Below are 12,021 nucleotides of genomic sequence, written 5' to 3' on the forward strand. Positions count from 1 at the left end.
ATAAGAGCGCCTCCTTGATGGTGTTGGGTTTTAAGCCCGGGACAAACCCATCATACCGAGGCGCTCCTTTTTTGACAAAGGCCATTTCTTAGCCTTAACAGGAATGTTTAGTTTAGCGAAGAAAGCCAAAAGGAACTCATGTTTATTTGAATTGAAGTTTCTCGTTAGAACTTGCCAAAGAACGTTTGAATGATTCTGTCGGCAATGGGATCAAGTTCTTGTCATTGCCTTGTAACAAGAACTTGATCCCATAAAACAAAAAAGCCGCGATTTACGCGGCCGTTAATGAGATAATGTTCTTGTCACCCGACACCAGACAGCTTTATCCCCTTCTCGCCGATTATGGTATCATAACTATCTGTCTGAGCATGTACAAAATCGTAAATACAAGCTTTTCTAAAAGCTGCGTCCAGCATATTAAATGGTACCCGTTTTGTAAAAGCATCTTGTGTCTTCATGAGTGTTGTTAATTGGACGCTCAAGTATTATCGTCAAGGTCAATGAACTTGCTCTGTAGAAGACATAGTTAAGGTCCGATTAGAATCGTAATCGGACCTTAACTTTGTACGTGATTTCTTAATTTATCATAAGTGTCGTCTTCATATTTTCTAATCAATTGAATAAATATTTCTATTAACCTAAAATGTGGCAGAGTGGCCACCTTAGTAATTAAGCAAGATAGTTAACTTAACAATCCAATAGATTGTAATCGTTGTCTCACTTCAGAAATATCACGCCCATTTTGCAGAGCAACATAATACTTAGATTCTATATCTTCCATGAATACATACAGAAAATTAATATGTTTGAAATGACTATGTTCTCTTATAAAACTCTCCAGTAATGTTTTTACCGCTTCAAAATTTTCAGGTGATTGAACTGCAACATTTGTAATTGCATTTTGCACTTCAAAATCTACACGCTCAAAATTGTTTTGTTTAAAGCCATCATCATAAGTAAAGGAAAGCAATCTAATTAGAAACGGTAACGCTTCGACATTCTTTATGCTACTTAATGGAATTGTTCGTTCTATGAGACTTCTACTTCTTACTTGACTTTCTACCCAGTCTGTATAAGCTTGTAGTGCATCCAAATTTTGTAGTTTAATAAGGAATTTTATTGGCTGTAACTCCTCTTCTTTTTTCTGTGCTGGGTCCAAAAGTGACATTAGGTAGCTTTCACACTCTGGCCCTTTATCGATTTCAAATAACTGCCGCACGACTTCCCACTTAAAGTTATCTTGAATATTAGGTAAGTTAACAATTAACACATGCAAAGCAATCGATAATTTCATATAAGTCTTTAACGCGGCAATTCGTATTGTGAAACTCCTTGAGGTATCACAAATGATACGTAAAGCATATGGCAATACATCATTAATGGAATGTCTCTCACAAAAATCCAAGTGATTATTAAGAATGTCGTCTATCTCTATCCCATTTTGTAAATTATCCCAAACTCGTTCAGACATTATTTCGATATCAAGGTATTGTTCTAAATATTTAATCCCCAACATTTCACTACCTTCGCTCCAATCAAAGGAAAGCATATCAAGAAAAACTTCTTGTGAATATTCCAGATTGTATTTTCTTTGGAAATACCAAAAGATTATTGCTAAATCTTTTACAGTGTTCCCTCCATCTGGATTACGTCGCCAAGCTGTTGTAAAATCAAACAATTCAACATTTTTTATACACCAATCAGAAACCCACCGGATCTGTTCGTCTGTAAGTGTAACATCAGTTGATGAAGACATATTCCTACATAATTCACTTAAACAAAAGTAATCCCAATCCCAAGATTGAATATTCTCAACTACCTTTTCATACGAAATGTCACCAGTTCCAGCCATCCGATAGATTTTATCAGTTACAAGGTTAGAGTACTCATTCTCGTTTCTTCTTACCCGTATATCTAAAATCTCATCTTGGTTGAATTGTTCCTTTCCTTCATCAGTGTAAATATTCCGCGCCTGTTCTATAAACGCTTCCTTATTAAATAACAGATCAATATCACGCTTTAGCCCAACTTTTCGCTCCTGTTCATAGTCCCTTCTTTGCTGAAACACAAACGTATTATTTGTCACTTCATTCATGTGTTTATTAAATGCCATATATAGATCCCTTGGGCTTATTTCATGTTGTATCTTCCAAATATCATCATTTGATAATTTATTTTCTAGATATTGTTGTGATACAAACTCAATAGACTCCTCATCAACCAATAATCCTAGCGCCCTAATATTACGCTGTTCTAGCAGTAATTTCATGGCTTCCTGACTCGTATAACTTTTATCAAAGAAGATCGAAAAATCTTTCGCCTCTTTACCCCAGTAATTTTCATGAAGATTTATATATAAAATTAAAGCTGGCATAAAAATACTACTATCTGATTCATATGCGACTGCAGTATTTGAGCCAATAATTCCAAATTGATCTTTCAAGGAAAAATGGTCAATATGCTTTAGATTCTCATTGAGAAAAACCAAAATCTTGTTTACACTAGCCGGAGATTTAGCTTTCTGTATCCCTCGTTCTAACTCCATCTTTTCATTTATTAACCTTGATTCCTTATTGTTAATATTGATTCCAACGTATTGAATCCCCTCAAGAAAAACATCTATATTGTCCTCCTCCAGATCACATTCAATTAAATATTGATATAAATAAGTGCGTATTGTGTCATCCGAAGACACTCTAGTAGCTGAAACAATACGTTCAACATGACTAGATGACCGAAATTTATATTTAGTCACCACACCTAATGCCGTGCTTCTTACAACTGGAAGTTCGTCGTCGTTCGCAATAATTTCAATTACTATATCTCGAATCATTGATCTTTTTGAAATAGGAGCTCGCATATAGCTCAAGAGTTTTAATGCGTTTACACGGGATGTATAGTGGCCTTGCGAAATTTTGTTCAATAAATAATCTACATTGGCATCAGTCTGCCCAAAGTTGGCTAACGTTCTAAAATCGAACTTATCCCTATTAATCCATATATTTCGTTCTTCATAAAAGGTATAGATACTCTGGAATAATTGAATCCTTAATGTCTCATCCACTCGATCAGCTTCGAAATGAATCACCATTTCAGGATCTCCTTCAATAAGCCATTTCAATAAATCATTGAACTTATTATCATCGGGCTCCAGCAAACTGACTAAAAAAGACAACGTATTCACCCAACTTGGGATGACTTTATTATTTTCTGGTGGAAATGCAAGAAACTCCTTGATTACCTTCAATTCCTGTCTTGCTAGAATTCTAGCTGCAAGAAATTCTTGAAAGTTATTGTGCTCAAACTGCCATCTAATGTCGCCTTGTTCCTCATTCCTCTTCCAAAGCGTACAATGTGTCAACAGATGCTGGTTCTCTTCGCTTGTAATCAGGGTAAACTCTTGATTGGTCAAGTAATTTCTTCCTAAATCCTCCATACCGAGCGCTATTGTTTCTAAACACAACATCAACTTCTCTTGTTCTTTACTTAAATCCATGGCATTTTTGAAATGCTGAATATCATTCTGTAAGCCTTGGACAATCAGGTTTTGAAAGAGTTCAGCTTTATTTTTTGGCAACGCCCCAAATTTTGAATACATATCAATTATTCTCACTAAATAAAAGGGTATATCCATGAGTGGTCTCAGATTGCTGTGTTGAATAGCGTTTATAAAATCTTTTGATATTTCTTTTCCTAACACAGAAAAAATATAAGCATCAATTTCTTCTTGATTTAAATCATATAGAAGGAATGTCTTAAATCCTTGGAGAGTTCCAGAAAAATATTCATTTTCCGATTGATAAAAATTACGCCTACATGAAACAATAATGTGGATTTCAGGATGCTGTTCAACGAATAACTCTATATATTTTATTGCATCTCTTTTGTAGTGGCTCTCAACTTCATCCAAACCATCCAATATTAATAACAATGCATTGTCAGGAATCAAAGTCCAATCTGACCAATAATCGCAAATAATTTCATTCAAACTGCGTGGAACAAACTTGTTTAATTTTATCAGTACTGGTACTAATTCGGATGAAGCCTGTGAACAAATTGAAGCTATATAATCTAACTCAATAGATTTACCTGTTCCCGCCCCTCCTAGTAGTGCGACAAGTTTACTTTCCCTAATGACATCTAAGGGATCTTTCAGATCCTCACTATTAATCAACCAAGAGATTGCGTTACGTTTATTAGCTGGAATTAGTTTTCTCGGTATATGCCCTTGTATCATAGGGTAATTTCGCGGAGAAGAAACTTTGTTATCATATATTCCAGTATGTATTCTCTTTTTTAGATGAACTCCAATAGACACTAAATACTCGATAAAAAAATATAAGCTAACGGCAGATAACCGACTTGCTGCCCGATCTTCGGAAACTTGTCGTTGAACTATACCCACCACACGATTTTCAAAGATAAGAGGAGCACCAGAAACACCTTGATAATTTTTAATGTTATCCTTAATTCTTAGGTCTATGTTCCAGTCACTGTAACCTAAATTTTCATTAAAATTAACCACGGTTAATTTAATAGAAGTACCTTCGGTAGAGCGTACAGGTGGGTAACCAAAACTAAAACACTCTGCTGCTGTATCAAACTTATAATCTAAACATTCTAGTAAGGCACATTCATTTATTTCTCTCGCTAATTGTAGTGCAATAATTGGATAATTATGAGTATCCTTCTTATACAAGGGCTTTGCATCTACTATTAATTGCTCCAAACCAAAAATATCTCTGAAAATAAGCTTTACTTCTTTTCCTTGGCTTAAGCACTCACCGACTACATGAGTTGCTGTCAAGGCAATGTTAGGGGAAACTAGAAATGCAGTACCCTTCTGAGACCCGCATTCAATCTTAGGAATTGACTTCCATATTGAAATATCCATAGTAATCTCCTTTACAGTTCGACAGTTACTGGATTAACACCGTTTGCAATATTTACTGAATAATTATATTTGTCCATCCATTCCTTGTTATCCAGCATCATTGCCGTCTCTGTAGGATAGTTAAAAATAAGTTCTTTTAATTTTCCTTTTTGCCCTGCAAGAAGAATTCTCGCTATTGCTGCTAAATCAGGATGGTCATGTGTTGTACCATTAGTGGATACTAGGTATTTTCGGGATGGGATTGATTTGGCTAACTCAGGTGTCATGTTTTTCACACTTCCGTGATGTGGTATCTTCACAAGATCAAAACCACCTTCCAACACACCTAACTTACCAAGTTCTACAATATTTGAACAGATAATATCTGGATGGGAGTCAGCGAGAAATAAGAGCTTTTTATCTTTATATTCCATATAAAATGCAATTGAAGAGCCGTTCAATACTGCTGTATCAATTTCATTTTGTTTCAGATTTAGAAAGTAATCTAAAGTATTTATTGATTTCCTAGAAATACTCTCGTCAACAATATTTAATTCTGGTTTTCCTAACATATAGAATTCAAACGCATCGTCAAACATTTGATCCTCAGATAAGTTAAAATTATATTTATAGCTTTGTAAATGCATTAGCCAATCCTTCGAAAGAGAGTCTAATTTATCTTTGTCGGGTGACAATATGTATAATCTCACGTCATCTATCTCGATGAATTGCTTTACACAAGTACTCACTGCTTTTCCATCAAACGACTTATTCCAATTGTATTTGCCTTCATAAATTAATGATGCCAACGTCGAACCTTGCTTAACGCTTATTTCAGAATCTACGATACCATCCTCCGAATTTTCAATAATTGAACTACCTAATGCTATTTCTTCTTCAAGCACCTTTTTTTCTAACTCATCAATATTGCCCACTTTACCTTTCGAAAACTGCAAATGCCGATAACTGTTATGCCATATTTCTGAAATGTTAATAATATTTTTTACATTATTTTCCTCAATAAAAGGAATAGCCCCTAATATATGATCTTGATCGACGTGAGTGATTACAAATAATGATATATATTCATCTATTTCTGCTATTGAAGTTAGTTTTTTTCTTAAATAACTTTTATACGTTTCAGCATATCCACAATCTATTAATATGTGTTTTTTTGAATCTTCACCGAACGATATCAAAAAACAATCTCCATTTTTTGCAGGAAACATAGTAACTGAAAGCATTTATAGTTCCTCCACATTTCATTTTAACTTCTAAAATTCAACAACTGTCTATTGGTTCCATAATACCATACAACCGGTTGTATAAAAGAAATATATGGAAATAATGAGAGTCCGGTAACACGTGGTATGCTTATGCTTAAGCTACCGCAAAACGGTATCGGATTAAAGTAAACGCCTGGCTTGTCCAAACGAAAACAGCGACCAATCACTCCACTCCTATTTTGAAAAGTAAAAGACATGGAGCCATCTCCATGCCATTGAAAAGTAAGTATCAATACAAGAACAGGGTCTGGAAGCTGGAATTCAAAAGTGGATGTTCACAAAAGTAAACATCCACTAACGAACTCTATTTTCCACTAACGAACTTTATTTTCCACTAACGATCTTTATTTTCCTTGATCACTAGGCGGCATTCAATAGTAGTCCAAGAAATCCAGCCTTGCCCAATTCGGCAAGGCTGGATTTCTTATTTTAATATTTTACAATTAAAGTAAAAAGTGATATCATATAAATATCAAAATAATATTTAAACTAAGGGAGGCAATACATCTATGAAAGAAGTTAAAGCAGGGTCAGTCAATGGCTTTATTGGCTTACTCTTATTTTTCGCCGCACTTGGGCTAGGCATTTATAGTTTCACACAACAAAGCTTTCTCATTGGGGCTATTTTAATTGTCGTTAGCATCATCTCGCTGTCGTCATTTACTGTCGTTCAGCCGAATCAAGCTACCGTCATTACTTTTTTCGGGAGCTATCTAGGAACCATTCGTAAAAGCGGGATATGGCTCGTTATCCCTTTTTCTTCTCATAAGAAAATCTCGCTGCGTGTTCGCAATTTTAACAGTGTCAAATTAAAAGTGAATGATATCGATGGGAATCCGATCGAAATTGCTGCTGTGATCGTGTTTAAAGTGGTAGATACGTATAAAGCCTTGTTCGATGTGGACAGCTATGAGAAATTCGTAGAAATTCAAAGTGAAACTGCGTTGCGTCATGTAGCCAGCAAATATCCATATGACCGCTACGAAACAGAAGGCTACTCACTTAGAGGCAATGCCGATGAGGTTGCGGCCGAGCTCAGCACAGAGCTTCAGCAACGACTTTCCGTTGCAGGTGTTGAGGTGATTGAGTCCCGTCTGACTCACCTTGCCTACTCCACTGAAATTGCCAGTGCGATGCTGCAGCGTCAGCAAGCTTCTGCCATTTTATCAGCTCGCTCCATTATTGTAGAAGGTGCAGTAGGCATGGTTCAATTGGCTGTCGAACAATTGGAAGCCAAAGGTTTGCAGCTTGACGAGGAGCGTAAAGCTGCCATGATCAACAATCTGCTTGTTGCGATTGTATCTGATCGTTCAGCGACTCCGGTCATTAATACCGGAACGTTGTACTAACGAGGCCATGGTATGGCTCTCAAGAAAAACTTCCCGCTTCGACTTGATCCGAAGCTGCACCAAGCTCTAGAGCAGTGGGCTGAAGATGAGTTCCGAAGTGTTAACGGACACATTGAATATTTACTCCGAGAAGCGCTCCTCCGTTCAGGACGGCTCCCTAAAACTAGTGCCGCGCAGCAAACAAATGAAGATTTGGACAACTAACAAAAAAACAATCTTACACAGTTTCATGTAAGATTGTTTTTTTCTTATGTTGTAACGTTAATTGCTGGCGCAGAAATGGTTTGTGGTGTAGTAATCGCAGAGCTTGTATTTGAGAAATCAGCAACTTCGAGAACGACAGGTGTACCAACTACCGCTAAGATCGTATCTAACACCAAGGAAGCCGTTGTTAGCGTCGAGAGACCCGCTTCTTGTAACACACCATTGACATACACATTAATATATCCGTTAGTAGGTACGGCTGGTAGTTCGTTCGCGAGTAAGGGATCACCATTGTCATCAAGAAAATCCTCTGCAAGAATCGTTGTTTCCGTACCCCCAATCATACCTGCGTCAAGTACTGCATTGTATCTCGTCACATCGGGATCTACGGTTGTTGTCACAACACCGCCCGAAGCAACTGGAGCATTCGCCAACGCTGCTGTAACAAAAAGTTTAATAAGTGAGGCTGCCATCTAATTCACCCCCTTCCCGATCTTCGCTTGTAGACGCGAATACATTGCACGATGATGGGAACACCTTTTTCAGGCACATCCTTCGAAGTTAACATGATAGAGCCTTTATCTATGTGATAGAGCGTGCTGGGCTGAAGTACACCATTAACGAAAACTTGTGCGAATGTGACAGTTTTCGGATCTGGAATCGATTGAGCGCCATAACCTTTGGTACGATCCTCTTCCGTATACCAACGCTTGTCTCCGTCTGAAATGGTATAATAAAAATAAGTCTTTGAGACATACTTGGCTTTACGCAGCCGTTCTTTGCTCTTTTTTGACTTTCTTCGGATCGTTGTTTCAAGACGTTTTCGTTTCCGGATGGGAATCACCTCACAAGCCACTCATAGATTAAGATATCTTATGCAAGAAACTTTACCTGAAATTGGATATTCACCTCGGTACTTATCCCCATTTATGACATAGAAAACCCCCTGATCATGGTGATTAGGGGGTTTCTACCTTTTATTTCTGCAATTTTAGTTCTGCACTTTGATTCCGTTCGCATTGATATAGCCAATACTCTTCAGATTCTTACGCTCAATTTCTCCCTGATAGAGGATATTCCCCGTTTGCAGTTCAACGATTGCAACGTTTGGTACGGGACGACCACGACCAGACATGAGTAGATACAAGCGATCCTTCTCTACTAGGCTATAATTGACTCTGCCCCACTCTTTCTGAATCGCTTGAAGCGGTAGTTGAACATCACGAATCACCTTATTCTCCGCTACATTAACTACCATGACGTGAGTGTCTTTATTCTCCGAAATAGCAGCCAATGATATCTCCTGATTGGCATTCTGGATAGACATTCCCATCGAGTTATCTTCCATCAAAAAATGATGTAGTTGCTCGCTCTGCAGTGTCCGCCATTGTCCGTTCCAAATATCATATACTCGAATTTCCCGGTTTACTAACCCTTCATTTCTCTTTACGGTCTGACTTTCGACCTTATCTACGATTTTATTTTCACTGCGATCAAATATCGCATATCCAGTAGGGCTAATCCGAGCATTACCAGATATATACCATGTACTTATTTCATTCACTTGTGTCTCGGCAGAGAGGATCTGCTCGCTTTTCAGCAAGCTTTTGCTTGCAAGATCAATCGTATACATATCATATCCAACATGATAGAACTGCGGATATTTGTCCGTTCGCATACGATTGACAAGTACCTTCATGATCTTATCTTTGACCTGAACATCATGGATATTTATATATTCATCGTTTTTCTTATCGGATAGAACATGAAATGATGATGTTCCTTCGTCCAATTTTTCCATTATTGAGATGGTTAACTGGTTAGATTGCTTCTTCGATACATCGTTGTGAGCTTCCGTACCCGCATACGCAAGTATCTGATCATCCTCATAAAAGGCATTCACATCATTCTTCCCTCGCATGAAAGAACGATGCTCTCTGACAAGCCTTTTCAAATCGTCCTCATAGTAAGATTCAGCATCAAGCCTAGCCAAATAGGAGAATTGCTCGACTTCCGACTCGTTCCCTTTCGTAGAAACGGTTGTCGTGATGCCATCCATATTTACCTTAATTTGCAGCCCAGCAGCATCGCTTTCTAGGCCTTTCATCGTCTTTAACTCATACTCCGGTTTCTGATCACCAGTACCTGACACATAATACGTTCCCATAGCTAATACACAAAAAGGTATCAGTGTAGCAAGCAGCCAGTATCGTTTCATGCGTGCACCTCCTTAGCATTTTCTTTGAAAGCCCTTCACCCGAATTTCGAGAATTCGAGAATTTACACCGTCACTTTTTTTCGCAGCAAATACGAACTAAATCCGATTGAAATGGCGATCATACACAGTCCGATGAACACCTGCAGCAACACGATTTCGCTTGGAAATAGCGGAAGTGTAACTCCTAATTGACTTATTTCTTGTGGCAAAACGATCACGATCAGAACGGCTGTACCGTACAGAATACCAGCAATAATGCCCTTCCAACGATAACTTCGTTCCAAAAGTATAGTCGTAAAAAGTACAAAAACACCTAGAATGCCAGCTCCATAATATAAAATGAATTGCATAACATAGCTCGGCATAAACAAATTCAGCAAAGGATCTCTTCGAATCAATTCTCCAATAGTAACCTCTACTCGTAGTTCAGCTGGGATGATAGCAAGGAAGGAGGACAATTGCAGCGGAATCACCACAAATTGTAGGGAAACAAAACCAAATACAAACAGCACAATCGCACTTAACTTAGCGTAATATACGTTCATCCGTGAAGTTGGCAACATAAGCAGTCGATACGCAAACGTATTCCGGCCGAACCATTCCTTGTACCAAATCATGAAAACATAAAGGAGCAGAACGATTGCACATAAACTGATAGCTCCTTCGTACCAGACCGAATGAAAAATATTAATAAGATTCAATTTTTGAAAATTTTCCGCGTATTGCGCAACTGTTCCGCCATTTCTGTCTGCCCAAGCATGTGCATCACTTAGATACGATTGGGCCGTTAACCAAATTCCCACAAACTGAGATACCACCAACAGAAGTGCCAAAGCACCATATAGTTTGCTAAACCGTACCAGTTCCCAGTTCAACAACTTGATAAAGAATTTCAAGTCACATACACCTCTCTCATGACATCCACAACGGACTTTCCTTCATTCGAGCGCATTTCCTCTGGGTAAAACTGTTTGCTAACCCGCCCTCCATCCAGCAAAACTACTTTATCAATTAAATGCTCAATATCATGAATTTCGTGGGTCGTGATCAGAACACCGCGATCTTCCATCAAATGGCTTGTAAATACGGCTGTAATTTGCTCTCGGCTGAACATGTCAATCCCCGAGAATGGCTCGTCCATGAGTAAATAGTCTGCGTCCAAAGACAGTCCTAGCAGCAGATTCGCCTTTGCAGAATTTCCTTTGGACAAGCTCGAAAGTCGATCCTCAGGATTTAATTTGAAAAAGGTGATCAACTCTTCCGCCCGCACTTCATTCCAGTTCCCATAGAAATCCTTCATAAATAGCATGGCTTCTTTAATTTTCATATGAGAGGGCATAGTTAAAGTATCCGGAATGAATACAACCTTCTCATACGATTTTGAAATTGGTATCTGACCATCCACACGTATAGCTCCTCCTTGGATGGGGGTCAGCCCCATGATCGCCTTCATAATCGTAGATTTACCCACGCCATTGATCCCAATCAAACAGGTGATTTGGCCTTTCTCCGCGGTAAAGGAAACCTGTTCCAATACATTTTTTCGCCCAAATCGCTTCACCAGTCCATCTACTTCGATCATTCCGCAACCTCCCTTGCGCGTTCTGCCTCATACTGTTCTTTCACAACACGCAGCAATTCTTCCGTTGGCAGCCCGATTTTGCTGATGGATTGTACGAACACCCCAACGGCTTCTTGAATGAGTTCTTCACGAATGGTATTCAAAATCTGCTTATCCGTCGTTATCCGACTCGGGGAATTACCTGCAGTTGTGATCAACTTCTGCTCCTCCATTTCTTTATAAGCCTTCTGTGCGGTGTTCGGATTGATTTGAAGCAGTCCTGCTAGCTCTCGCCTTGACGGAATCTCTTGTCCGCCTACCAGCCTGCCCGTGGCCATTTCCTCTTTAAAATACCTGACAACCTGCAGATAAACGGGATCGCGATTATTAAATGTAATGTTCATCTACCCATCTCCTATGTTCCTTTCTAGGTAAAACTGGAAGTATTTAGTGTGTGTACTACATGGTTCATACACTCTATGTGTACTATACTACTCATACACTTTATCTGTCAACAATTGGTATTTAAA

The 12,021-nt window shown here is 38.4% G+C and carries 10 protein-coding genes; 2 read left to right on the forward strand and 8 right to left on the reverse strand.

Translation table 11 applies throughout. The annotated features are described in order from the left end of the window. Positions 1 to 682: 682 nt before the first annotated feature. Both AC58QM_RS28845 and AC58QM_RS28850 read right to left on the reverse strand, forming a co-directional pair. Positions 683 to 4,894 (reverse strand): NACHT domain-containing protein, encoded by a 4,212-nt coding sequence (locus AC58QM_RS28845; protein ID WP_497288242.1) that lies wholly within the window; start codon positions 4,892 to 4,894, stop codon positions 683 to 685. A gap of 11 nt (positions 4,895 to 4,905) precedes the next feature. Beyond that, on the reverse strand, positions 4,906 to 6,117 hold the full coding sequence (locus AC58QM_RS28850; RefSeq protein WP_497288243.1) for an MBL fold metallo-hydrolase: 1,212 nt from the start codon (positions 6,115 to 6,117) through the stop codon (positions 4,906 to 4,908). 551 nt (positions 6,118 to 6,668) lie between these two features. Here AC58QM_RS28850 and AC58QM_RS28855 point away from each other — a divergent pair. Beyond that, on the forward strand, positions 6,669 to 7,508 hold the full coding sequence (locus AC58QM_RS28855; RefSeq protein ID WP_497288244.1) for an SPFH domain-containing protein: 840 nt from the start codon (positions 6,669 to 6,671) through the stop codon (positions 7,506 to 7,508). Between the two features lie 12 nt (positions 7,509 to 7,520). Further along, positions 7,521 to 7,712 (forward strand): type II toxin-antitoxin system antitoxin, encoded by a 192-nt coding sequence (locus AC58QM_RS28860; RefSeq protein ID WP_497288245.1) that lies wholly within the window; start codon positions 7,521 to 7,523, stop codon positions 7,710 to 7,712. Positions 7,713 to 7,756: 44 nt separating this feature from the next. Here AC58QM_RS28860 and AC58QM_RS28865 read toward each other — a convergent pair whose 3' ends face one another. From AC58QM_RS28865 to AC58QM_RS28890, 6 genes are all read right to left on the reverse strand, one after another. Continuing rightward, positions 7,757 to 8,185 carry a DUF4183 domain-containing protein gene (locus AC58QM_RS28865; protein ID WP_497288246.1) on the reverse strand — a complete coding sequence of 143 codons (429 nt, stop codon included), beginning with the start codon at positions 8,183 to 8,185 and terminating at the stop codon, positions 7,757 to 7,759. A gap of 5 nt (positions 8,186 to 8,190) precedes the next feature. After that, a complete protein-coding gene (locus tag AC58QM_RS28870; RefSeq protein WP_497288247.1) occupies positions 8,191 to 8,556 on the reverse strand; it encodes a DUF4183 domain-containing protein in 366 nt (121 codons plus the stop codon). Between the two features lie 147 nt (positions 8,557 to 8,703). Further along, entirely contained in the window at positions 8,704 to 9,930 is a 1,227-nt protein-coding gene (locus AC58QM_RS28875; RefSeq protein ID WP_497288248.1) for a hypothetical protein, read from the reverse strand. Between the two features lie 62 nt (positions 9,931 to 9,992). Continuing rightward, a complete protein-coding gene (locus AC58QM_RS28880) occupies positions 9,993 to 10,826 on the reverse strand; it encodes a hypothetical protein (RefSeq protein ID WP_497288249.1) in 834 nt (277 codons plus the stop codon). Next, the gene (locus AC58QM_RS28885) at positions 10,823 to 11,512 is read right to left on the reverse strand and encodes an ATP-binding cassette domain-containing protein (RefSeq protein ID WP_497288250.1); all 690 of its coding nucleotides are present in this window, start codon (positions 11,510 to 11,512) and stop codon (positions 10,823 to 10,825) included. Before AC58QM_RS28885 ends, AC58QM_RS28880 begins: the two co-directional genes overlap by 4 nt. Beyond that, positions 11,509 to 11,895 carry a GntR family transcriptional regulator gene (locus AC58QM_RS28890; RefSeq protein ID WP_497288251.1) on the reverse strand — a complete coding sequence of 129 codons (387 nt, stop codon included), beginning with the start codon at positions 11,893 to 11,895 and terminating at the stop codon, positions 11,509 to 11,511. Before AC58QM_RS28890 ends, AC58QM_RS28885 begins: the two co-directional genes overlap by 4 nt. Positions 11,896 to 12,021 lie beyond the last annotated feature (126 nt).

It is taken from the genome of Paenibacillus sp. J22P165 (assembly GCF_059692015.1).

Excerpts from the sequence above, each read along its gene's own strand:
- AC58QM_RS28890 (WP_497288251.1), bottom strand. The coding sequence starts at position 11,895 with ATGAACATTACATTTAATAATCGCGATCCCGTTTATCTGCAGGTTGTC.
- AC58QM_RS28845 (WP_497288242.1), bottom strand. The coding sequence starts at position 4,894 with ATGGATATTTCAATATGGAAGTCAATTCCTAAGATTGAATGCGGGTCT.
- AC58QM_RS28885 (WP_497288250.1), bottom strand. The coding sequence starts at position 11,512 with ATGATCGAAGTAGATGGACTGGTGAAGCGATTTGGGCGAAAAAATGTA.
- AC58QM_RS28855 (WP_497288244.1), top strand. The coding sequence starts at position 6,669 with ATGAAAGAAGTTAAAGCAGGGTCAGTCAATGGCTTTATTGGCTTACTC.
- AC58QM_RS28865 (WP_497288246.1), bottom strand. The coding sequence starts at position 8,185 with ATGGCAGCCTCACTTATTAAACTTTTTGTTACAGCAGCGTTGGCGAAT.
- AC58QM_RS28850 (WP_497288243.1), bottom strand. The coding sequence starts at position 6,117 with ATGCTTTCAGTTACTATGTTTCCTGCAAAAAATGGAGATTGTTTTTTG.
- AC58QM_RS28860 (WP_497288245.1), top strand. The coding sequence starts at position 7,521 with ATGGCTCTCAAGAAAAACTTCCCGCTTCGACTTGATCCGAAGCTGCAC.
- AC58QM_RS28875 (WP_497288248.1), bottom strand. The coding sequence starts at position 9,930 with ATGAAACGATACTGGCTGCTTGCTACACTGATACCTTTTTGTGTATTA.